Source organism: Aquiflexum lacus, from assembly GCF_015476655.1.
In the GTDB taxonomy this organism is placed as follows: Bacteria; Bacteroidota; Bacteroidia; order Cytophagales; family Cyclobacteriaceae; genus Aquiflexum; species Aquiflexum lacus.
In genome coordinates, this window is record NZ_JABFHF010000032.1 from 38,377 (window position 1) to 61,114 (window position 22,738).

Consider the following 22,738-nt stretch of genomic DNA (forward strand, 5'->3'; position numbering starts at 1 on the left):
CACAGCTTTGATTTGGTAAATTAAAACAATGTGTTTAAAGTTTGCTTTTTATTTTAGGAAAAAATTCCTCAAGTTAGGGAGTCATACAATGGTTAAATTATGGAATTAGATATAAAACTACTTAAAAAGATTTGTGAAATACCTGGTGCCCCGGGTTTTGAAAAAAGGATTCGGGATTTAGTGATAAATATAGTGACTTCACTTGCTGATGAGGTGAAAATAGACAATCTAGGTAATGTCATTGCCATTAAAAAAGCCAAAAATAACTCTGATGGCAAAAAAGTGATGGTAGCCGCCCATATGGATGAGATTGGTTTCATTGTTACCCATATAGATGATAAGGGATTTGTCCGCTTCCACACGCTTGGTGGATTTGATCCAAAGACCCTAACCGCACAAAGGGTAATTGTCCATGGGAACAAGGATCTGATCGGTGTCATGGGCAGTAAACCCATCCATGTGATGACTGCCGATGAAAAGAAAAAGCTTCCAGAGATTACAGATTTTTTTATCGATTTGGGGATGTCCAAAGAGGAGGTAGAAAAATACATCAAAGTAGGTGATCCGATTACGCGGGATAGGGAATTAATAGAAATGGGTAATTGTGTCAATTGTAAATCAATTGACAATAGGGTGGCGGTTTTTATTCTGATTGAAGCGCTTAGGATTTTGGAAAATCCAGCTTATGATGTATATGCCACATTTACGGTTCAGGAAGAAGTCGGAATCCGCGGTGCCAATGTGGCTGCCCATGGCATCAATCCTGATTTTGGAATTGCTTTGGATACTACGATAGCTTTTGATGTGCCCGGGGCACAGCCTCATGAAAGGGTCACCGAGTTGGGTAAAGGCACGGCCATCAAAATCATGGATGCCTCTACCATCTGTGACTACAGGATGGTGTCATTCATGAAGCAAACTGCGGAGAAATATAATATAGCCTGGCAACCGGAAATCCTGACAGCAGGAGGTACGGATACTGCAGGTGTACAGCGAATGGGCAAGCAGGGAGCAATTGCGGGTGCAATTTCCATTCCCACAAGACATTTGCATCAGGTCATTGAAATGGCTGATAAATCCGATATTTCAAACAGCATACTTTTATTGAAGGCCTGTCTGGAAGATATGCATAGCTATGATTGGAGTCATTGAAAAGATTTAGCGAAAAAAACCATAATTAGGTCTGATTATTCAGGCCTTTTTTTTCTATTGACGTTAGTCTTTCATTCAAAAAGAAAATCCAATGGTTTAAATTAATTTATATCGCAAGAGATATAAATTAATCCCTATATTTGTATCGTGCACGATATAATGAAAATTAATACTTAGATTTATGAAAAACAGGTTTTATGATTTCTCCGCCAATAACCTTCAAGGCAAAGAAGTACCCATGTCAGAATTCAAAGGAAAGACGGTTTTGGTAGTGAATACGGCAAGCCAATGTGGACTTACACCGCAATATGAAGGATTGGAGAAACTCAATCAAAAATACAAAGACAAAGGCTTGGTCATCCTTGGATTTCCCTGCAACCAATTCGGCAATCAGGAGCCCGGGGATTCCAAAGACATTGCAGAAGGATGCCTACTGAACTATGGTGTTACCTTTCCCATGTTTTCCAAAATCGAAGTCAACGGAAAAAATGCCCATCCCGTATTCAAATACCTCAAAAATGAATTAGGTGGCTTACTTGGGTCAAGGATTAAGTGGAACTTCACCAAGTTTCTGCTGGATGCAAACGGCAAACCCGTCAAGAGATTTTCACCCATTACCAAGCCTGAGGAGATCGATAAATACCTTAGAAAAATTTTAAAATAAAATGCACCTTAGCAATTTTCCCGATTTACGATGTCAGACAATCCATTAAACCGTCCATTTACTTTTCCAAGCGGGGTATTGGTGAAAAACCGACTGTTCAAATCTGCCATGAGCGAAGGTCTTGGCAGCAAGGATGGTTCGCCCAAACCGATGCTCGATCTGCTTTACCGAAAATGGGCGGATGGAGGTATTGGTCTTTGTGTCACAGGAAATGTGATGATTGACAAAAAGGCACTTGGGGAGCCAGGAAATGTGGTCATAGAAGATGCCTCAGGCTTTGAGGGATTGAAATCCTGGGCCAAAAACGCCACAGCCAACGGGACTCACTGTTGGGTTCAGTTGAACCATCCCGGAAAGCAGGCGCCGAAAGGGCTGAACAAAGAAACAGTTTCTCCCTCGGCTATTCCGTTTAGGAAAGACATGCAGTCTTTTTTCAACACTCCAAGAGAACTGACCGAAACGGAAATCCAGGACCTGATCAAAAGATTTGCTTTTGCAGCGAAAATGGTAAAAGAAGCCGGATTTTCAGGGGTTCAGATTCATGGTGCCCATGGATATTTGGTCAGCCAGTTTCTTTCTCCCCATCATAATCAGCGGACGGACAAGTGGGGCGGGGACTCGGAAAGACGCAGAAGGTTTGTTTTGGAAGTTTATCAGGCCATGCGGGATGCTGTCGGAACGGACTTTCCTATAGGAATAAAACTTAATTCTGCTGATTTTCAGCGTGGTGGATTTACGGATGAGGAATCTTTGGAAACCATCAAGGCATTGGAATCGGCTGGTATTGACCTGATAGAAATATCAGGAGGAACTTACGAAGCCCCTGCAATGATGGGAGCAAAATGGAAAGAAAGCACCCGAAAAAGGGAAGCCTATTTTATGGATTTTGCGGTCAAAGCCAGGAAAGCGGTAAAAATTCCTTTGGTGGTAACAGGTGGATTCAAAAGCTATGAACGCATGGCTGAAGCCATCGAGTCAGGAAATGTGGATTTTGTGGGTTTGGCAAGGTTGATCGCCGTGGAGCCTGATGCACCTCTCAGACTCCTGAGTGGGCATTCTCCAAAGATATCTATCCAACCAATCAAAACCGGAATCGGCCCCATCGATAAAATGAGCGTCATGGAGACTGTGTGGTACCGTGAACAGTTGGAAAGAATGGGTAAAGGAATGGAACCAAAGCCAAACTTATCGGCCTTTGTTGTATTCCTGAAATTCGCTTATAAGTTGATATTCAAAAGAAAAGGGGCACTTAAGGAAAGGGCCTCCTGATTTTTATTTTCAATCCAAAATCTTCAATATCATGGAATCAATATTCAATCCCACCATTCAGCCCAAAACCAACATCGGACAGACTATCGTCAGGGTCCTGCTAGGCAGTTTTCTGCTTTTTGCTGGTATAAGCCACCTATCTTTCAATAGGGCAGAATTTTTGGCGCAGGTACCACCTTGGGTTCCCATGGATCCGGATCTGGTTGTAATCCTGTCAGGAATAGTGGAAATCCTGCTTGGAGCATCCTTGCTTTTTCTTTCTTCGAAAAGGGTTCAGGTCGGTTGGGTGGCAGCACTTTTCTTTGTCCTGATTTTTCCAGGTAATATTTCCCAGTATGTCAATGGGATTGACGCCTTTGGGTTGGATACTGACCGCGCCCGGTTCATCCGTTTATTTTTCCAGCCGGTTTTGATTTTTATGGCAATATGGTCCACGGGTGCATGGCAGGTTTGGAGAAACAGAAACAAATAATAAGATGGATCAGCTAAAACTTGCTAACCAGATTTGCTTCCCGGTGTATGCCGCCTCAAGGTTGATCATCAGGGAATACCAGCCTCATTTGGACAAAATTGGGATCACCTACCCCCAGTATTTGGTGTTGTTGGTTCTTTGGGAAAATGACGGAATGGCGGTCAATGACATTGCCCATAAGTTGATTTTGAATACCAATACAGTGACGCCACTATTGAAGCGGATGGAGACATTGGGATTGGTATCCAGGATTCGCTCTGAAGAAGATGAAAGGAAGGTCATTGTCAGACTTACTGCTAAAGGAAGTGAAATGAAAGTAGAAGCTGCACATATTCCTTTCAGCTTGATGGCCGACATTTCGCCTGATGAGCTCAAGATGGAGGAATTGCTGGCAATGAAAAATAAACTGGAAGAGTGGATTGAATTTTTGAAGAGAAAGGGGTAGAATCCCGATCAAGCCAGTTACTGAGTTTGGTTTTTTATTTGATTTCCTCTTTATATAATTCTTTCATCACTTTTATCTTCTCCGGATTCTCGACAAGTGATTGATCGGAAAACATCATAATGCCTGTTGACGGTGATCTGGAACCTTCAATCATTACCTGTCGGAATTCTTCGGGGCTAATTATTCCGGGATTGTTGTGCGCCTGAACGATGGGCCAGATCAAAATATTTTCAATCTTTTCAGTTTGGATTGTTTTTCCAAGCCAGTCAACATATTCTCCCACCCAAGCAGTTGGTCTACCTTTCATATGGTGAAAAAGCATGGGAGAAAGCACATCTGCTCTTTCTGCAATTGCCACCGGATCAATTCCAAGATTGCGGTACAAAGCCGAATCATAATCCGTCGGATACCATGAACAATAAAATACACCCAATTTGGCTTCAGGTTGCTTTTCCTTGAGGATACTTCCCATATCTTCAATCCAACCATTCAAGATACCAACTCTCCATTTTCTCCATTCAGGGTCACGGTTGGTAAGGATCCAAGATGCTTTTTGGGAAATGTTTTCTCCAGGGATTTCCTGTTGGATTTCTTCACTGAATATGCTTGTACAGCGATTGCAAAAGCAGGTTTCTGGTAGTATGGGTTCAGTGGTTTCAAATTGCGCATGCCAATGCACATAATCCAGAAAAACACCATCAACCGCATAGTTGCCCAAAATATCCAGAAGTTGTTTTTTCCGGTAATCTTTGAAACCTTCATGCGTAGGGCAAATTCCCATAAACCAATCAGCAGGAGGGGATTGTTCTCCTTTTTCATTGATAGGCCATGCATTGGGATGATCCTGAAGGTATTCCTTGCCATTTAGAGTCGGGAACTCCACGAATACTTTTATTCCCTGTTCCTTGGCTGTTTTATAGAACTCCTGATTCAAAGAAATACTTCTTACAAACACAGCATTCATCCCCAAGGAATCAAATCTATATCCGGCTTTGAGGAGGGTAGCAGGATTGCCATATACCCCTTTGATAAATTCAGACTCCTCTATGGTTTGGTTAGGAGTTTGGCAGGAAAGAGTAGAAACAGAAAATAGGATGATGAGAAGAAAAGGAAAGGCTCTCATAAGGATTAAAATGGTTTTTTGATTTGGATAGGAATCCAATTTAGGGATTTCGATCCAATTAATCACCTTAAGTCAAAATTCAAAAGTTCAATTATAAATCAACCCATCTTCGGTCTTCGGTCTTTCGTCTTCTGTCTAAAAAGAAAATGAATAGTGGGTCCAATTATCCTTTCCGCTAATCATTCTACCTCTTGCTGATTTTATTGAGTGCGATACCTTTTTGCATCCTTGATCTAAAAGTTTTCATGTCCTCCTGAGACAAGGCTTTATGCTTCGTGCTTCTTCCCTGAACACGTTTTCGCCACATTTTAAAAGAGCTTTCTTTCATTTCCCTGCGCATAAGGTTGATGACTTCTTTTTCGGGGATTCCAAATTGTGCTTCGATGGCATCAAAAGGCGTGCGGTCCTCCCAAGCCATTTCTATGATTCTGTCAATTTCCTCGGCTTGAAAGTCTGTTGTTTTCTTCATCATTTAAAAACTTTAGATTCGATCCATTGTTTTGATCCCGATGGAAAAAGTCAATTTGGTGTGGTTCAAAAGAGATCTGAGGTTAAGGGACCATGCCCCATTAAAGGCGGCTATTGAAAATGGGCTTCCTGTGATTTTGGTGTATTGTTTTGAACCTGAACTGATAGCATCCCCTAAATCTGATATTCGGCATTGGAGGTTTGTTTGGCAAAGTTTGGTGGATCTGAATTCCCAACTCCAGGCCTATGATACCAAAATCCATATTTTTTATATGGATCCGCTGATGTTATTTCAGGAATTATCCAAAATCTACGACATACAAACAGTTTTTTCCCATCAGGAAACAGGTATCAAGATTACCTATGACAGGGATAAAAGGGCTGCGGGGTTTTTTAAAAAGGAGAATATCCAATGGAAGGAATATGCGCAACAAGGAGTAAAGCGGGGCAGGAGTGATAGAAAAAACTGGTCAAAGGATTGGTACAGCATGATGGCTGCCCCACAGGAAAATCCTGATTTATCCAAAGGGGCTTTTTATACCTTGTCCAATCAATTTATAGAAAGTCTGGAATCCAATAGCATACCTGAAGCTTGGAAATTCCCTCATCCCAATATGCAGAAAGGAGGAGAGGTTACAGCCATGAAATATTTTCATTCTTTTTTTGAGGAAAGGGTCAAAAACTACAACCGACACATTTCAAAACCCGAATTGAGCCGGAAAGGCTGTAGCAGGTTGTCCCCATATCTTGCTTGGGGCAACATGTCCATCCGGCAGGTTTATCAGGCTGCAGAGGTGAAAAAGAAGGAGAAGTTCCAAACCAAAAACCTGACGAATTTCCAATCCCGGCTGAGGTGGCACTGTCATTTTATCCAAAAATTTGAAATGGAATCCAGAATGGAGTACGAACATGTCAATAGGGGATTTGATGATTTCATAAAACCAAAAGATGAAAAAAAGATCAAGGCATGGGAAGCAGGTAAAACAGGAATACCGCTCGTGGATGCCTGTATGCGCTGTCTTGCTGAAACGGGTTACCTCAATTTCCGGATGCGGGCCATGGTTGTATCCTTTTTGACCCACCATCTCTTTCAGGATTGGCGGGTGGGTGCCAACCATTTGGCAAGGATGTTTCTGGATTTTGAGCCGGGGATCCATTACCCGCAATTGCAGATGCAGGCAGGGGTGACAGGGATCAATACCGTCAGGATTTACAATCCCCTCAAGCAATCCACAGACCATGATGCGGAAGGGGTTTTTATCAAAAAGTGGGTTCCTGAACTTGCGTGCTTACCAATTCACATCATGCACGAACCATGGAAAATCACAGGTATTGAATCAGAGCTTTATGGTTTTCATTTGGGCAAGGATTATCCCTATCCTGTAGTAGATGTGGAGGCTTCTGGAAAATTTGCAAGAGATCATATCTGGAAAGCTCAGAAAATGGTCGCAGTAAAAGAGGAAGCGGAAAGGATTTTGAATAAGCATACGGTGCCGGATAGGTGGCCTTAGGGAGAGGATTATCGAATCCCGTTTTTGGTCCTTTCAATTATTAGAATTTTGGCTATCCTGTTTACTTTAAATTATATATGCAATGAAAGCAAATGTACTGATTTGAGGTGCCAAATATTTAGGCTGTATATCCTACTTTGACTTTAAAAACTCTTTGGCTGTCAGAATTGGGATGGTTGCTTTCTGAAAATCTTTTTTGTTTCTGGTGATAATGATTTCAATTTGATGTTCAAGAGCGGTATAATATTGAATAGCATCTTCAAAATCTTTAAAATCTGATGCTAGAGACAATTCAATGATCTTATCATCAAGGGGGAGAACTGTCACCAAAACCTTGAATTTTGTCAGGATCTTTCTTGCCTCAGTTGCATTATAATGCTTTGATAGTAGATAGTTGGCAGTGGTGATTGTTAATGAAGAAATGAAAATATCAACCTTCTTTTTGTCTGCTAAAGTAAATAGTTCTTGCGCTTCTTTGAAAAAATCTTCCCTTCTTTGAAGCAGGTCAATCACGATATTGGTATCTACAAAAAGTCTTTCCATTAGGAGTATTTTTTATTTAGATAGTCGTAATACTCTTTTTTAATATCGACTTCACTTTCTTTAGGTATAACTCCAGTCAAACTTTCTACTAATGGACTAACTTTACCTGATTTTTCCTCTCTTTGCGTCAAGGAGTTTAAATAATTTTCAATCAATCCCGATAGGCTAAGATTTTGATTTTTGGCATAATCTTTTGCTCTTTCTATTATTTGTTTGTTAAGACTTAATGTGAGTTTAGAATTCATGGCAAACTGATTTTTATACGTGTAAATTTAAAATTTATTTACGTAAAATTCAAGAGAGTTCTCCCACTATCTACGGTCCTTTAACCTTCCTAGAAATAATTGTTTCTGAATGTCTCACTTATTTTGTGTAAGCCCCTGAAGAATAAGTGAGTTCATAGCTGTGGCTGTAAACTTCAAATACAATCCCAAAAGGATCTTCGACATAACACATGCTGAAAGGTTTTTTACCTGGGTAATACTCCCTGATGGGCATGCGTTGTTTTCCGCCTTGGGCTACAATTTTTTCCACCAATCCTTCAATGTCGGGATCCTGTACACAAAAGTGAAACAAACCTATCTGAAAAGGATTGAATTCAGGCTTTTTCATTTCTGTATTTGGAAAAGAAAAAAGTTCTATTCCTATTCCGTCTGAAGTGGCCAAATGGGCGATTTCGAAATAATCCCAGCCCTCACCGAATACATCCATGCACATTTGTCCTATAGCAGATTCAGTTTCTTCCTTGACCTTACTTGGCTCCATGATAATATACCAACCCATCACTTCTGTGTAGAATTTTACAGCCAAATGGATATCAGGAACAGTAATGCCGATATGTGAAAATGATCTTGGGTAGCTTGTTGGTGCGGGCATAGCTTGAGATTTTGTTTTTAAAAATAGGGAAATTGGGTTGGGATAAAAAGGGATTTTTGAGTGCTTTCAAACAAAGGTTGGAAAGGAAATTAAAGCGCAAACAATCAAAAATATTGATTTTAAAAAATAAATTAAATATTTAATTTATCGCCTTTAACCTCTATAAGCCTTTTATAATGAAACAAACTTTCGAGAACCTAATTGCCTATCTAAAATTCCCATACCACTCGGAATCCTATAAAGATATAAAAGGAAAGGATTTTATTTACCTGTTACTGATTATGTTATTCCTCGTCATTCCCTATGCTTTAATTCTTGACTGGGCAGGAATGGATCAGTTTGACCATCATGGTATGAAATGGGCCATTATTTTCCACGGGGTTTATAATGCGGTTTTGGTAATTCCAGCAATTTATTTTTATGAGCCTTGAGCAATGAGGGTTTTATAATAATCCATTAAAAATTAAGATCATGCTTCTTTTTATCAGAGGTATAGAATTGTTAGTTTTCATTCAAAAGCTTTTTAAAACAAGAAATTCTTAAAAAAACTCAGACCTGCTGGTCATAAGGACGGATACCCATCTCTCAACATTAGGCTTTGATCAAATTAAAAGTCCATTAGATAGATTGGACTTTTAAAAAATTAATTACTTTTAGATAACCCCAAAATATCCTCCACTTATGAAGCAAAGCAAAATTTTGGGCCTCATTTTAACATTAAGGACATTGAGAAGAATAAACATGAAAAGATTAATTGTTGCATTAGTTGTGCTGAATTGTTCGATGAATTATTCCTTCGCTCAGATTAAAGTCAGCCCGGTAAATGTTGACCGGATCGTTACACAATTTATGCATGTTGATAAAGTCCCCGGAGTTGCCATTGCCATCCTTCAACGCGATTCGCTGCTTTACAAAAACACTTATGGTTTATCAAACCTTGAGCTACATACACCTGTTACATATAACACCGTTTTTAATTGGCATCTGTAACAAAGCAAATGACTGCTTCAATTATTACAACACTTGATTATCAGGGCAAGCTTTCTCTTGACGATAAAATATCAAAATATATTGACAGTATTCCATCAGCATGGGAAACAATTACAGTCCGTAAATTACTTGGTCATATGGCCGGTTTGAACCATAGTTTTGAGCCACAGGTAAACGGTTCATACCTGCTTAATTACAGCAAGGAATATATGCTTGAAGCCGCCAAGAATACACTCATGAAGTCTGTTCCGGGAACGGATTGGGAATACAGTGATCAAGGTTATTTTCTTGCGGGTTATGTTGCAGAAAAAGCAACAGGGAAAATATTTGATTCATTAATGACAAATGAATTTTTTAAACCTATGGGTATGACAAATACAAGATTTTTAAGCCAAGATAATATTATCCCAAACCGTGCCGCAGGTTATATTATAAAGAATGGTGAATATAAAAATAATCGTCGGCAATGGCAGTTTGAACTAACACCACATTTTGGCGTAATGTCAACAATTGATGATATGATAAAATATGACAAAGCCATCACGCAGGGAATCATTAATGAAAAAGTATTCGAAGAAATAACAACTCCTAACAGGATTTTTTTTAAAGACAATGTTCAGCAGTATTCATATGGTTTGGGCTGGCAGGTTCATGATTTTGACAACCGGCGGATTGTGGCTCACTCTGGTTACACAGGAACAGTATATTTAAAAGATTTGAAAACAGGTTTAAGTATCATTGTTTTAACTAATCGTGATGCTAACCAAGGTACATCACAAGATGTATTAGCTAAACGAATAGCAAAAGAAGTAGATAAGTCATTTCCAAATTTTTGATAAAAAAAAACTATTGACATTGTATAAGCGTACTGCGGGCTGAAGTGCTAAATAGAAACGATTTGACTATTAACAAACCTATCGGAAAACGAAAAGTGAAGTGATTCAAATCCCGTACTACGCTTAAACTTGACCGTTACCAACTACAAAATATAATGCAGCTTAAAAAAAATGTTTGCCGTTTTAATAACTGTTGTAATAAGCAGTTCAGTTTGCCCGGCACAAGAACAATTCCTTTACAAACAGATTGATACCACCAAGTTATTCATGGAGTTGTATTATCCTGTTCAAGTTGATTCATCCACAAGCTATCCTGCTATGGCATTCTTTTTTGGAGGAGGCTGGGTTGGTGGTGATAGAACCCAATTCATAAAACACGCCCAGTACTTTTCCAAGAGAGGTATGATCTGTTTTTTGGTTGATTACAGGACTAAAAGCAAAAATAATACGCCTACAAAAGCTTTTCTCCTCTTCACAATATAAAAATTGGAGCACCACCAACTATTTTGTTTTTGGGAACAAACGATAATCTCATACCGGTAGAAACTGCTAAATATTATCAAAAAATAATGGAGAAGATCAGCAGCCGCTGTGATCTTCATTTATAAGAAGGACAAGGTCACGGATTTTTCAATTATAAAAACTTTGAGTAATACAAAAAACAGTTTCTGAAGCTGATGGGTTTCTGCAATCACTCGGCTACTTAAACAAAGAGCCAACAATAGAAATTGAATAATAGCACTTGGTAACAAGCAATATCGCAAAAAGCAAAAAATGCTGGTTTCGAATGAAGTGCCTTAATGTTTTAGGCAATCTATACTATTTGAAATCCTCAATACCTCCACGCATCAAAATATTCATCCCTTTAAATTTAAAGGGAATTACGGACTGTATTTCAGAATATCGGATAGATTGATGGGTACAGAACCCTCCGATTAGTTGAAAGAGTACGGCAAAATTTAAGAACGCAGATTTTAGAGAACATAGAATTGATTGATTAAGAAACCGGCATATACCACCTAAGAGCCAGGCTTCAATACTTATTGATGAAGAGTTGGCTAAATTTGGATAATCGGAGAAAAAGTAGTACAAATGATTTTTCTTGGATAAGGTAATTTCGATGTATCTGAATGTTTCCAAAGCGACATAGTTTGGTCAGTTTTTGTTGGCACCTACCTGTAATTTGCCCAAAAATCCGGACAGTTCGCAACTGCTCTCGCAAGTAATTGTCAAGGCCATTTTCACCATCTACTCACTATCGGGATCTGCGTCGCAGGATTGACATCACCTCTAGGGTCTATGGCTATCCCTCCCTTGATTTTCAACAAAACAGGCACTCCTATTTCATCCAGACATAAATCGGTATTGTTGTCATTATCGCCCAAATCAGCCAATTGAAAAGGGCTTACTTTAATCGTGTCTGAATCCTGCATCAGTGTGATTTCAAAGCTTCCCAGTTCATTATCACCCAATTCTTCCCCATTCACTGCTCTAACCCCTCCGGACCAAACGGCCTTGACCACCTGTTTTGTTTTTTCCTTCGGACAATCGCATCCATTCCCCGAGTCTACATAAGGATAATCCTCGGTGAAGCTGAAATATTCAGCATAGCTCAAGATTGGACCTTCTTCCAAGGGAATGACTGATAAAAACTGACCTTTGAAATTTACTCCGGTTCTACTAAGTAAGTCATCCACGATTTTCACCGAAACAGGTGGGTTGTCCGGATGATTTCCGTACTCCCCGATAAGCAAAACAGTCCGAAGCTCATAAGCTTCCCTTGCTGGCAATAAGGAGACCACATCTGGTGTGAATAAAGTTCCATCCATCGATATCACTTCAAAATCACCTGGATCCAAGGTGCCGGGATCAATTTCCAAGGAGAAAACAAGAGGCATTCCGTCTTTTCCGGGAGTACTCCAGTGTATCGCTAAGGCCTGAGGCGTCAATGCATTATCCAAACCAAAAAAGGCAGTTAAAATTTTTGCCTCCTGTGTTTTGTCAATTTCCGGAACGGAGTCTGATAAAGTGACCTCCCGATTGACACATCCAAAAAGAATGAGAATTGAAAAGCAAAGGATTGCCAAACCCAATCGGCTGCTAGCTGGATATTCCCTCTTTGATGCGTTGTTTTTCACGTTTCCAATTTCCTCTGATATAATCAATAATCGGCTGAAAATTAAGTTTTAGCGGATTATTACTGTAAAAGCCCGTGGTGACTCCGTAGGTTACTTTTTCAGTCTCGGGCTCATACGTGCCAAAGAGTCGGTCAAAGATAATGAGCATGCCTCCATAATTTTTATCAATATATTTTTCGTTGGACCCATGATGCACCCGATGGGCCGAGGGGGTATTGAAAAACAATCCTTCCAGGAAGCCCAACTTTCTCACCGCTTCGGTATGCAGGAAATATTGAAAGAATAAATTGACGAGCAAGCTGACAATAATCAGATCTGCAGAAAAACCAAGGAGGACAAAAGGAACATAGATCAATGGACTCAAGAATGTGCCAATCCAATTTAATCGAACTGCCGTGGATAGGTTCATTTTCATGCCGGAATGATGGGTATGATGAAGGGTCCACAGCAAGGGGACCTCATGGCTCAGCCTGTGGTACCAATAAAACCCAAACTCCGTAACAAGGAAGGTCAAAACGATGGTGAAGAAATTGGTAGGAATACTTAAAAACTGAAAGGATTCTACCCATCCAAGTGCAAAATATTTCCAAGCCAAAGAGAGCGGTTTCAGGAGGGTATTTCCAATAAATATCCCAAGATTAGCCAGACTTTCTCTCGAGCTGAAAACCTCTTTCTTTTTGACTTGAGACCAAATGATCTCCAGAAAAAGGGCAAGAATTACAAAACCCGCAAATATCAATTCCATGTTCATGTTATTGCAGTTTGGTCCAGTTGACTTTTCGTTCTACCCAACCGACTTTGATGGTGACTTCACAATCATTTGACTTCTGTAAAAAGGAAGCATCAAACCATTTGTCAAATTTAGGGCTATACAATTTACCTTTCAGCAGATTCTCCTCTCGGCGGAGCTCTTTGAGTATTAGCTTGCCGAGAGGTGCTTTTGGATGGTCAGATGAGATGACTCTTCCTTCCATTTTGCCATCGGTTTCTTTGATTTCAATTACGGTATTTTCCTGTCCGGTATTCCAGTGTCCAAGGATGGATTCCTGAGCCATCAGTGAAATTGAGCTCAACAGAAATATACTTATCATAATTAGTGTTCTCATTTTATATTCTCTTTTGATTATACTGTTAATCTATTGCGAAGGCTTTGACCCATTACTTAACAAAGGATAATAAGCGCGCTTCTTCATTAACATAATTTGATACTCTCAAGGGATTTTCCAGAGCCATGATCAAAGGGTCCAAGTCAGGTGACCCTAGGGCATGGCTGGTACTGGGATAGGATGTTTGATTTTTTCATTATTCTAATTTTTATCTTTTGCCATTGAGGTCAAATCTTTTGAAGAATGCACAGGTTTCTTCGCATCCCTATTGAAATTAGTTGCTTACCCGCATCGGATTATCTAAGGCCATGATCACGGGTTCCAGATCGGCCGGGCCTGGTGCAGTATAACTGGCAGTGGGATAGGGTGTTGGCCCAGGGCCTCCGGGGTTATAAAACGCGGCGTAGCCACCTGCCAAACTGGGAATTTCTACATGGGTAATATTCCGCATCGCCGCATCATCACCTACTAATATGATGTCAATGTAGTTATCGCCATCTTCATCATAACAATCATCATACAGCACCCCATTCTCCCCTTCTTTTCCGCCTAAATCTGAAAGTCCAATTACTTTCAATGAACCACCTTGCACCGCATGATCTACATTTTCCTGCTCCAGTAACACAGTAGTTCCATCCGCCCCTTTTACATGCACCCTAAAGAATTTTTCATAGTCTGTAGGTAGCACTCCCTGAACGCCATTAGGTGAAAAACCTCCGGTAGTCAGTACCCTCAACCTACAAGCTTTCTTCCCGTCAGCTTCAGCCTGTGCCAATAGATCACCATAAAGTGCATACTCATCATTGCCCGGTTGTTGTACGGGAAGTTGTATAGATGCGCCATCAGCTGCATTGGGGTCGCAGTAATTCAGTTTTGCGCCAACCAGTCGTGGGCCGTTGTTTTCATCGTACGGACTAGAAAATGTTTCTTTGAACAAGCCCTGTGCGTTGAACTCCAGCCCATTAGGGCCGACCAGTATCAGTTCTCCCACTATTTCCACTTTGGTTACATACCTAGCATCAGGGTCGGTGCTTGGTTTTTTGTTCGCAAATTCACCAGCAAGTACAATCACGTTGCGTTCATTGATCTCCACATTAGGGAATACGCCAGCCGCAGAGGGTATCACCACATCTCCATTGCTTACCGTGATCCTGAAGTCGCTTAAATCAATGGTATTGGTTCGAACCGGCCAGGAGATCACCATAGGCAAGGCGTCGAGACCGATGGCTCCTTCTTTGAATTCATCTGCGTAAGGGTTTTGAACTATAAAGACCTGTTCCATATTTGTTCTTGTAGTAGTAAAGGTTCTGTCAGCCGCATCTTCACAGCCGATGTTAGAAGCCCATGCCCCGCCAATACTTTCTACTAGCGCTTCAGTAATTTCATCCACTTCTATACCCACAATATCAGCAAAGCCCAAACCTGCAGAAAGGATTTCAGGTTGGTCAGACCAATAATCGGCATCAGCTAAGCGCCCATCAAAAAAAGAACTTGCGGGAAAGCCAGGGGTACTAATGGTAACCACCTGAGGCGTTACATTCACCGTCATTATTGCCTCAGCATTGTTACTGCCATCGGTTACCTGAACCGTAAGGAAATAGGTGCTAGTAGATTTATCATCTAGCGTTTTTGCAAGCGTTAGTACTCCCGAAGTACTCTCCAATGAAAAGGTGGCATCTGTATTACCCGCAGTAATGCTAAATGTAAGTGGGTCATTATTAGCATCTGATGCCACAATAGTCCCGATAGACGTTCCAATATTTGCATTTTCTGCAACTGAAAATATTTGGGCAGAAATGGAGGGGGCTGTATTTGTCGGTTCCATTTCTTCATTTTCGCAGCCAATTAATAAAGCCAGTATTCCAACTATCGTTATGAATTTTATTTTCTTCATTTTTCTGATTTTTATCTTTTCCCGTTTACATCAAATTTTTTAAAGAACTCCCATGCCTCTACACTGGCATTGATGTCATAGCTGGTGCCCGGCTCACCAAACCAATCGTGTACACCTCCTATCACTTCCAGATGTTCTATTTCTACCCCGTTTGTACCCCTTTGATACAAGTAACTTACCACCGTACTTCCATTACTTGGATCGAGATCAGGTAGGTTGGATACGATGGGTTCGGATTCTGTTTGATTGAATTCAGCCCAATACTGAAGAGTAGGTAATACGCCTTCGTATGGGACAAGCGGATCCTCGTTTCCATGCATCTGAAGAATAGGAGTTGGCTTTGAAGGGTTGCAATTGGTTATCTGATCCGGGGACATATACCCCTTGACAGCAGCTGTGGCGGCAATTCTGTGATTTAGCTGACAGTTGATTTCCAGTGCCATAAAGGCGCCGTTTGAAGAGCCTGCCAGGTAGACCCGCGCCAGATCAATTCGATACCTGCTTGCTACCTCATCAATTAAGACATTGATAAAATCGACATCATCCGGCAGATTGGGCATACTTTGCTGGTTCCAAAATGTGAGGTTGTTTCCCCTCAAAGATGTCGCTTGTGGAGTCACCAGAATGAAGGCCTCTTGATCGGCCAGTAGATTGAATTGACTCAAATTATACTGACTTTCTTTGGTCCCTCCTGCCCCGTGCAAGCTGAAAACAAGGGGTACGGGTTCGTCACCTGGGTAGCTTTCCGGGATGTACAAGAGGTATTCCCGCTGAAGGTTACCGTGGCTGATGGTCTCATCGAAAAGACCTTTCTCGGGAGTTTCTGCAATCACGGGCTCATCTGCTTCTGCGCAACTGGTAACTAGTGCCAGCATCCCTAACAGGGCGATTATCTTGATATTGGATTTTTTCATTGGTTTTCAGTTTAGAATGTATGGTGATTTAAAAAGAGAAATAGATCATCAGGTCCAGTTTGTGATTCCCAAACTGATCCAGTGCATTCTATCCCTCCACTTAAGTGATTCAGAAGTCTAGTTCCTTTCAAACTTTTTAAAGAATTCCCAGATCTCTTTCCCGGCTTTTATATCCTTGTTGGTGTCTTCAAAAAGTGCCGTAGGTCGGTTATTTATTGGAAGACCAGGCCAAGTATGTCCACCCCCATTGATGCGGTAAAACTTCACCTCCGTACCACCTGTCCCATTGGAATATTCCAATACAGTAACCGTTGAGTTATCACCTGAATCGGAGTCGGCCAGGTCAGTTTCTTTTGGAGTTGTATTGCACCCATTTATCCCTACCCAATAGTCAACTGCAGATTCAATAGCTAAAGCCGGAACCGTCCAGCCATCGACATTGAAAGCTGTAGGCGGAAGGCCACCGTTTTCGTAGTTGGTAATGGGATCATCCGTGCCATAGATGTATAGCATCGAGATTGGATTGGGACTAGTATTTGCAAATGTTTCATGTAAAGAAGCCGATACCGTGGCCATTGCTGCAAAACGGCTATTGTCTTGGTTGGCCACATTTTGAACCATAAAGCCCCCATTGGAAAATCCGCACAAATACCTTTTGGATGGATCTATTTTTAATTCCTCAGTTACTGCGTCAACCAACGCATTGATATAACTGACATCACTGCGAGCGTCTGCAATACCCCCTCGACCCTCTGCCCAAATAAATCCTCCGGAACCTGCATGGCCCGCCTCTGGGTATAACATGATGAAGCCCTGTGATTCAGACACATCAATAAAATCGGTAGATGACTGTGCAAGCTCTTTGTTCTCTGGTGCACCATGCAAGTAAACTACTAGAGGTACTTCTTCATTGCCAGTGTAAGAAGTTGGAATGTACAAGGCATATTCAAGCTGTTTATTTTCGTGGAAAAATGTCCGGTTTAAGAGTCCAGTCTCTACAGGCGCCAGAATTGGCGAGGAATCCAGATCCTCCTGACAAGAAACCAGGAATGAAACGATGGATAAGAATAGAAGTAGGGGTTTGAATTTTAGCTTTTTCATAAAATTTGAATTTTTTTTATCGTTAAATTTTTGATACAAAAGGGTACCCAAGGGCTCTCTTGGATAGAATAAGAAGTTGGTGGAAAACAGCTTTGAATCAGCTTTTGAGATCATACTATAACCTGCTCCCATTTGACTGTCTCATTTACCATTTCGGCAAACTTTAGCCTCATGGCTGTGGTAAAATTCATCCAGAAACAGGAATGATGGGTATGGTGCTAGGTCCATAAAGTGGGCACTTCATGGCTCATAGGAGGGGCTTTACCTCAAATTAGAAATTGCCATAAAATTCAACCAATCTAGTGGCTATCTCTACACCCTGATCATGCTGCAGAAAATGGCCGGCTTCAGGAAGACGGTCATGCGGCTGCCCTTCAGCCCCTGGAACCTCATCAATAAACTTTTGCTGCGTTTCGCAACTGCCTAAGTTGCCAGGATCATTCCCTCCCCAAATAGTCAGGAATGGCTTCTCGAATGAAGTAAGACCCGCCCAGGCATCCTGGTTGAGACCGGGCATTTGATTGATCAATGACGGGAAAGTACGGACACCCGCCATGTATTCGCGGCTGGGGAATGGCGCATCGTAGGCCGCTTCTTCTGATTCTGATAAAGGGAACCAAGTGCCACTTTCTACTACCTCAGAAGCATGAAAGGCAGTGTCTTTCATGGCATAGTTTATCCATTCTCCAAAGCCCTCCTGCGGACTTCCTCCTCCAAAGAGCAATTCACAACCATTATAAAAGGGAAACTGTTGATCAGGAACGATTGCAAGCGGGAAGTTTAAATCTTCATGTTCATTTGGATTTTCTACAGGTGGAAAGGGTTGAACGCCTTCAGGAATCAGTATTAAATCTCCATTTCCGACACTTATCGTGGCAAACCAGTCCGGATTAAGTCCGGCTACCCGCAGACCGATCAAGCTGCCCCAGTCCTGTACAAACAAGTTGATGTCGCTTAACCCAAGGGTCTGAATAAATTGCCCTAAGCGATCAGCATGACCCAGATAGCTGTAGTAGTTGATATCGATGGGTTTGTCAGAGCGTCCCATACCGATGTGGTCCATTGCAATGACCCGGTATCCGGCTTCAGCCAGTACAGGAATCATTTTCCTGTAGAGGTAGGACCAACTTGGTTGGCCGTGGAGCAATAATACAACTTCACCATCTGCTGGCCCCGCTTCTGCATAGGCTTGGCGTAATCCGTCTATTTCAACATACTTATAATCGTAAGGCCAGTCTGGTAAATTTTCAAATTGGGCTTCAGGAGTCCTGACGAATTCAATGCCACCTGCTGAAGTTAATATTTCAACTTCTGTTTCTTCTAGAGGCGAAACATCAATGTCATCATCATCTTGGCAAGAAACCATAAATAAAGCAATGGATAAGAATATAACTACTGGAATGAATTTGAGCTTTTTCATAATTAAATCGAATCTATTTTAACATTAAATTTTTGAGGTAAATGATTATCAAACATCCATCTTCGATGGAAAATAATTATTGGGAAATGCTTTTTAGATAAGTTTTTTTTTTATTCAATAACTGTTTCCCAACCCGCGCTTTCATTGATCATATTGGCAAGCCATTGCCTCACGGAGATGCCTCCTATTTCAAGATTGAAACTTCTGATGATATAGGTGTGTGCATCACCATTATCGATCAAACTTTGGAAGCGTTCGGGGTGGGCGTTGTTAAGTTCTATGGAAGCTTCGAGGAGTTGTGCTTCGAAGACTTGCCCGCCCATAGAAGCTGAGGTCACTGAGTCTTGTTTTGAGGAAATATACGCCATGCGGATATTATCGTCTTTTGCAAGCTGATAATTATGAAGGCCTGTCAGGTTGCCGTCTGTCCCAATACAGTCTGGGCAACTTGCCGGAATGAACGCCTCGGCATTCCAATAGTCAAAAAGTGAAGCCATCCCTCCCGGATTAGCAATGCCTTGCCCTGAATCATTTACAACATAAATACGGGCTTCGGGATATAGTTTTCTAACTAAAGGCAACGCAATATGCACTGCATAACCTCCTGCGCTATTTCCGGCAAGGACAATCTTCTCGGGCGAAGGATAGTTCTTGAAAATCACATCGAGTGATGCCGATAAATTTTGTAGACCCTTAAAGAAACGGTCATTTACGCCATCACCATCGCTATCCACTTCATTATCGCCCGACATCATGGAACCATCGCAGTAAGGCACATACCCTACATTATAATTTGCAACAGGATTTTGTGGGTCGCTCGGGCTTAATATCCCAAAAGGAATAAAAGGGATGCCCTCTTCAACTGCTGCACAAACTACTGGGCTACAAAAACCCCCTCCTTGCAGGAAGATCATCAGGTTATTGCTGCCTCCGTTTCTGGTGAACATAGAAAATTGTTTGCCGGTAAAACAAACGGGCCCATCTTCACTACTAAACACATGCTCAGTTACACCCGGACCGGCAGATGCTGATGAAACTGGGGTAATGGTACCTAGATACCTATCCACTCCTTGGTCATAGAGTTGCTGAAAAGGGGAGGTCTCTACAGGTTCGATTTCAGGTTGTTGCCCTTCATCTTCTACACAGCTCAAGAGCACCACAAACAGAGATAGAAATAATAAATGACTGATTTTAGATGTTTTCATTTTACCAAGATTTAAAGTGTTTGTTGTTTTGAATACATCGTAAAATTATCTCATTTGATCGTTCTGATTCGGTGCAAACTGACTGAACTGCACCAATCGGCAAGTCAATTGAACAGGTTGGGAATTAAGGTTTTTATCAGTTGTACCGTATCATGAAAAAAATTGATAGATAAAAAAACTAACTATTTCACCAATTTAACAAAGATACTACCCTATCCCTCCAACCATTCCTTAAATGGCGATACTTTCAACCGACTGACCACCGCTTGCTCGGGAAGCTGTACACTAAGTTGTAAGATTATTTTTCGGTTGAAATAAGGCTCAAAAGATTGGATGGCCTCTCTGTTCACCAACACCTGTCGGTTGACGCGAAAGAACCGGCTCGGATCGCATACGGATTCCACGTATTCCAGTTTTTTAAAAATGGGATATTTATCACCCTCAAAGGTGTAGAGGTACACGTTTTCATACTCCACGGTAAAAGCGGCGATTTCCTCCACTTTTTTGATTATAGATTTTTCGCGGTGCTGGGTCAGAAAGCTCTTTTGGAATTTCTTGTCATCCTGTGTCTGCATGATTACGGGTGCTGCATTTTTAGCTTGCAAACTGCTGACCAACCTTTTGTACTTCTGGAGCGCTCCATGTATTTCTTCCTCTTTGAAAGGCTTGAGCACATAGTCTATCCCATTGTTTTTGATGGCTTGGAGGGTATATTCATCGTAGGCGGTGCAAAACACTATGGGCACGGTTACATCCACATGTTTAAAGATTTCGAAGCTCTTCCCATCTGCCAACTGGATATCAAAAAAGAGAATATCCAGGTTTTTCTGGTATTTACTCAGGTACTGGACCGCTTCTGCTATCGATTCCAGTTTTTCGATGACCATAAAATCGTCATCTTGCTCAATGATTTCCTGCAAAAGTGAGGCGGTATGTGCTTCGTCTTCCACAATTAAGGCATTCATCTTTTCAGCAGTTTTAATTGTACAAGAAAATGTCCGTCCGTTTCTTTAATCGTTACCCCATCCTGCTCGTTCAAAAGCGCATAACGCTTTCTCAAAACATCCAGGCCATATCCGGAGCTTTCAGCCTCTTCAATTTTTGGTTGGAGGTTATTGAATACTTCGATATGACCGCTTTCCGTACTTACGATCTCAATGGTTAGCGGCTTTTTGGCGGTCATGCTGTTGTGTTTGAAGCAATTCTCCACCACTACCTGTAATGCCATAGAAGGCAAATGCAACGCATGCAACTTCTTGTCAACCCCCAATTTCACTTGCATGGCTGCCTCGTTGCGGTTTTTCATCAGGAACAGGTACGACTCCAACACCATCAGCTCTTCTGAAAGCGGTAGCGTCGAGTTATCGTCATGACTCAATATTTGCCTGTAAAAGTCGGACAGCTTCATTACGAACGCCTCTGCATGTTGATGCTGTTGGCGCACCATGGAACGCAGCGTGTTCAAAGAGTTGAACAGGAAGTGTGGATCGACCGTTTTTTGCAGCGCTTTTAATTGGACCCTGTAATTTTCTTTCTGTATCTGCTCCTTCTCAATCAATAACCTCGAAATGTTTTCCTGCGTTTTGAGCGCATATTGAATAATTATAAAAATGATGGAAGCAAATATGATTCTAGCTATCGATTGGGCCCTTAATGAATTTTCTACACCATCTGTCATAAACAGGAAAAAAAAACCGTTTAAAACGCCAATACAAGCAATGATGCCCAACACAAATAGCAAAGCCCTGTATTTGGTTTTTTTTACCCTCCAAAGTTCCCATAGCATGTACCACAACATGTAACAGGTGATGAATCCAACTATCCAGTTACCGATGAAACCCAGATTAAAAATGGACTCCGTTTCGGGGTTTGCATATATCCCCAGAAGGGGCAAAACCACGGATAGGGCAATGGGAAATATGGTTTTTGTGTTGAGTTTCAATTTTGAGAATAGAATTTTTAAAACAAGGATTATGCAACTAGTTACGAGTTTTTGGTGTATCTACCAAAAATGGGGGTTCCTGATTCAGGGAGCCTCTGAGGTGTCTTCACCGACTTTAGGTTTGTCCCAAATTCACGGGAAATTTCATGCTTTCTTATGGTTGATTTACCTGAAATTAAGTCCTATTATGCTCCCTGTATCTGTCGAACCCAGTGAACTGAACATGGATGTCGGTGAATTGAACAAACATACCGTCAAAGGAACATATCTATTAAATCAGTTCAACTGTACCGCCCCCCCCCCCTCCATCCTCAATCCCCCTTTGCGCCCCTAGGGGCGAGCGCAATGCTATCAGGAGGGAAGAATTACCTTGAAAAAACTGAAAAAAATCCGGTCGAGAAAAATTTTGAAACCTTACCCTTCTATACATTTCAATGGCTATATTCAAACCCAGGATTTTTCCTTCCATTATTTTTTAAAAATGCCAAGTTCCTGTTTTAATGGTCTTGAAAAAATAGCCGATGTGGACACGATAGGCCTAAAACAACTTATACCTTAAGGCCGATTTTTTTTCTACCAAAACAAAATGATTTGATCAGATCAAATTCCTATGTCCGTCGGCCATGCACCTACTTCTATACCCGTAAAGGAAAAAGAGCAGATACATGC

At 41.3% G+C, this 22,738-nt stretch carries 26 protein-coding genes; 11 read left to right on the forward strand and 15 right to left on the reverse strand.

Annotated features, from left to right (window positions below):
* Nucleotides 1-99 precede the first annotated feature (99 nt).
* The 5 genes from HMJ38_RS21335 to HMJ38_RS21355 all read left to right on the forward strand — a co-directional run bounded on the left by HMJ38_RS21335 (nucleotide 100) and on the right by HMJ38_RS21355 (nucleotide 4,002).
* On the forward strand, nucleotides 100-1,152 hold the full coding sequence (locus HMJ38_RS21335) for a M42 family metallopeptidase (protein ID WP_194976474.1): 1,053 nt from the start codon (nucleotides 100-102) through the stop codon (nucleotides 1,150-1,152).
* Between the two features lie 181 nt (nucleotides 1,153-1,333).
* Nucleotides 1,334-1,816: a glutathione peroxidase gene (locus tag HMJ38_RS21340; RefSeq protein WP_194976475.1), complete on the forward strand. Its 483-nt coding sequence runs from the start codon at nucleotides 1,334-1,336 to the stop codon at nucleotides 1,814-1,816.
* A 30-nt stretch (nucleotides 1,817-1,846) separates the two neighbouring features.
* Nucleotides 1,847-3,085, forward strand: coding sequence for an NADH:flavin oxidoreductase/NADH oxidase family protein (locus HMJ38_RS21345; RefSeq protein ID WP_194976476.1), 1,239 nt, complete (start codon nucleotides 1,847-1,849; stop codon nucleotides 3,083-3,085).
* 31 nt (nucleotides 3,086-3,116) lie between these two features.
* The gene (locus HMJ38_RS21350) at nucleotides 3,117-3,557 is read left to right on the forward strand and encodes a DoxX family protein (RefSeq protein WP_194976477.1); all 441 of its coding nucleotides are present in this window, start codon (nucleotides 3,117-3,119) and stop codon (nucleotides 3,555-3,557) included.
* Nucleotides 3,558-3,561: 4 nt separating this feature from the next.
* Nucleotides 3,562-4,002 carry a MarR family winged helix-turn-helix transcriptional regulator gene (locus tag HMJ38_RS21355; RefSeq protein WP_194976478.1) on the forward strand — a complete coding sequence of 147 codons (441 nt, stop codon included), beginning with the start codon at nucleotides 3,562-3,564 and terminating at the stop codon, nucleotides 4,000-4,002.
* A 34-nt stretch (nucleotides 4,003-4,036) separates the two neighbouring features.
* Here HMJ38_RS21355 and HMJ38_RS21360 read toward each other — a convergent pair whose 3' ends face one another.
* Together HMJ38_RS21360 and HMJ38_RS21365 are read right to left on the reverse strand one after the other, a co-directional pair.
* Nucleotides 4,037-5,125, reverse strand: a complete 1,089-nt coding sequence (locus HMJ38_RS21360; protein ID WP_194976479.1) for a glycoside hydrolase family 10 protein — start codon at nucleotides 5,123-5,125, stop codon at nucleotides 4,037-4,039.
* 184 nt (nucleotides 5,126-5,309) lie between these two features.
* Nucleotides 5,310-5,594, reverse strand: a complete 285-nt coding sequence (locus HMJ38_RS21365) for a TIGR03643 family protein (protein WP_194976508.1) — start codon at nucleotides 5,592-5,594, stop codon at nucleotides 5,310-5,312.
* 40 nt (nucleotides 5,595-5,634) lie between these two features.
* Here HMJ38_RS21365 and HMJ38_RS21370 point away from each other — a divergent pair, with 40 nt between their 5' ends.
* On the forward strand, nucleotides 5,635-7,104 hold the full coding sequence (locus tag HMJ38_RS21370; RefSeq protein WP_194976480.1) for an FAD-binding domain-containing protein: 1,470 nt from the start codon (nucleotides 5,635-5,637) through the stop codon (nucleotides 7,102-7,104).
* Between the two features lie 132 nt (nucleotides 7,105-7,236).
* Here the strand turns inward: HMJ38_RS21370 and HMJ38_RS21375 are convergent, their stop codons facing one another.
* The 3 genes from HMJ38_RS21375 to HMJ38_RS21385 form a co-directional block, all read right to left on the reverse strand.
* Nucleotides 7,237-7,647, reverse strand: coding sequence for a type II toxin-antitoxin system VapC family toxin (locus HMJ38_RS21375; protein ID WP_194976481.1), 411 nt, complete (start codon nucleotides 7,645-7,647; stop codon nucleotides 7,237-7,239).
* Entirely contained in the window at nucleotides 7,647-7,892 is a 246-nt protein-coding gene (locus HMJ38_RS21380; protein WP_194976482.1) for a DUF6364 family protein, read from the reverse strand. The genes HMJ38_RS21375 and HMJ38_RS21380 overlap by 1 nt, the downstream gene beginning before the upstream one ends.
* Before the next feature lie 118 nt (nucleotides 7,893-8,010).
* Nucleotides 8,011-8,523: a lactoylglutathione lyase family protein gene (locus tag HMJ38_RS21385; RefSeq protein ID WP_194976483.1), complete on the reverse strand. Its 513-nt coding sequence runs from the start codon at nucleotides 8,521-8,523 to the stop codon at nucleotides 8,011-8,013.
* A gap of 176 nt (nucleotides 8,524-8,699) precedes the next feature.
* On the opposite strand from HMJ38_RS21385, the gene HMJ38_RS21390 reads away from it, so the two are divergent.
* The 4 genes from HMJ38_RS21390 to HMJ38_RS25395 all read left to right on the forward strand — a co-directional run bounded on the left by HMJ38_RS21390 (nucleotide 8,700) and on the right by HMJ38_RS25395 (nucleotide 10,832).
* The gene (locus HMJ38_RS21390; protein ID WP_194976484.1) at nucleotides 8,700-8,954 is read left to right on the forward strand and encodes a hypothetical protein; all 255 of its coding nucleotides are present in this window, start codon (nucleotides 8,700-8,702) and stop codon (nucleotides 8,952-8,954) included.
* Between the two features lie 352 nt (nucleotides 8,955-9,306).
* Nucleotides 9,307-9,513, forward strand: coding sequence for a hypothetical protein (locus HMJ38_RS25670; RefSeq protein WP_317174581.1), 207 nt, complete (start codon nucleotides 9,307-9,309; stop codon nucleotides 9,511-9,513).
* Nucleotides 9,501-10,349 carry a serine hydrolase domain-containing protein gene (locus HMJ38_RS21400; RefSeq protein WP_194976486.1) on the forward strand — a complete coding sequence of 283 codons (849 nt, stop codon included), beginning with the start codon at nucleotides 9,501-9,503 and terminating at the stop codon, nucleotides 10,347-10,349. The genes HMJ38_RS25670 and HMJ38_RS21400 overlap by 13 nt, the downstream gene beginning before the upstream one ends.
* Before the next feature lie 171 nt (nucleotides 10,350-10,520).
* Entirely contained in the window at nucleotides 10,521-10,832 is a 312-nt protein-coding gene (locus HMJ38_RS25395; protein WP_228780194.1) for a hypothetical protein, read from the forward strand.
* A gap of 758 nt (nucleotides 10,833-11,590) precedes the next feature.
* Here the strand turns inward: HMJ38_RS25395 and HMJ38_RS21410 are convergent.
* From HMJ38_RS21410 to HMJ38_RS21455, 10 genes are all read right to left on the reverse strand, one after another.
* Nucleotides 11,591-12,487: a hypothetical protein gene (locus HMJ38_RS21410; protein ID WP_228780195.1), complete on the reverse strand. Its 897-nt coding sequence runs from the start codon at nucleotides 12,485-12,487 to the stop codon at nucleotides 11,591-11,593.
* Complete coding sequence (locus tag HMJ38_RS21415; RefSeq protein WP_194976487.1) at nucleotides 12,450-13,238, reverse strand: sterol desaturase family protein; 789 nt, start codon at nucleotides 13,236-13,238, stop codon at nucleotides 12,450-12,452. The genes HMJ38_RS21410 and HMJ38_RS21415 overlap by 38 nt, the downstream gene beginning before the upstream one ends.
* 1 nt (nucleotide 13,239) lies before the next feature.
* Nucleotides 13,240-13,593: a hypothetical protein gene (locus HMJ38_RS21420; protein ID WP_228780196.1), complete on the reverse strand. Its 354-nt coding sequence runs from the start codon at nucleotides 13,591-13,593 to the stop codon at nucleotides 13,240-13,242.
* A 274-nt stretch (nucleotides 13,594-13,867) separates the two neighbouring features.
* Nucleotides 13,868-15,487, reverse strand: coding sequence for a cadherin repeat domain-containing protein (locus HMJ38_RS21425; RefSeq protein WP_194976489.1), 1,620 nt, complete (start codon nucleotides 15,485-15,487; stop codon nucleotides 13,868-13,870).
* A gap of 11 nt (nucleotides 15,488-15,498) precedes the next feature.
* Nucleotides 15,499-16,401: an alpha/beta hydrolase family esterase gene (locus HMJ38_RS21430; protein WP_194976490.1), complete on the reverse strand. Its 903-nt coding sequence runs from the start codon at nucleotides 16,399-16,401 to the stop codon at nucleotides 15,499-15,501.
* Nucleotides 16,402-16,518: 117 nt separating this feature from the next.
* Entirely contained in the window at nucleotides 16,519-17,502 is a 984-nt protein-coding gene (locus HMJ38_RS21435; RefSeq protein ID WP_194976491.1) for an alpha/beta hydrolase family esterase, read from the reverse strand.
* A 271-nt stretch (nucleotides 17,503-17,773) separates the two neighbouring features.
* The gene (locus HMJ38_RS21440) at nucleotides 17,774-18,922 is read right to left on the reverse strand and encodes a haloalkane dehalogenase (protein WP_194976492.1); all 1,149 of its coding nucleotides are present in this window, start codon (nucleotides 18,920-18,922) and stop codon (nucleotides 17,774-17,776) included.
* 110 nt (nucleotides 18,923-19,032) lie between these two features.
* Nucleotides 19,033-20,079: a pectin acetylesterase-family hydrolase gene (locus tag HMJ38_RS21445; protein ID WP_194976493.1), complete on the reverse strand. Its 1,047-nt coding sequence runs from the start codon at nucleotides 20,077-20,079 to the stop codon at nucleotides 19,033-19,035.
* A gap of 260 nt (nucleotides 20,080-20,339) precedes the next feature.
* Nucleotides 20,340-21,092 (reverse strand): LytR/AlgR family response regulator transcription factor, encoded by a 753-nt coding sequence (locus HMJ38_RS21450; protein WP_194976494.1) that lies wholly within the window; start codon nucleotides 21,090-21,092, stop codon nucleotides 20,340-20,342.
* Nucleotides 21,089-22,069, reverse strand: coding sequence for a sensor histidine kinase (locus tag HMJ38_RS21455; RefSeq protein WP_194976495.1), 981 nt, complete (start codon nucleotides 22,067-22,069; stop codon nucleotides 21,089-21,091). The genes HMJ38_RS21450 and HMJ38_RS21455 overlap by 4 nt, the downstream gene beginning before the upstream one ends.
* Before the next feature lie 31 nt (nucleotides 22,070-22,100).
* On the opposite strand from HMJ38_RS21455, the gene HMJ38_RS21460 reads away from it, so the two are divergent.
* Entirely contained in the window at nucleotides 22,101-22,403 is a 303-nt protein-coding gene (locus HMJ38_RS21460; RefSeq protein WP_194976496.1) for a hypothetical protein, read from the forward strand.
* Nucleotides 22,404-22,738 lie beyond the last annotated feature (335 nt).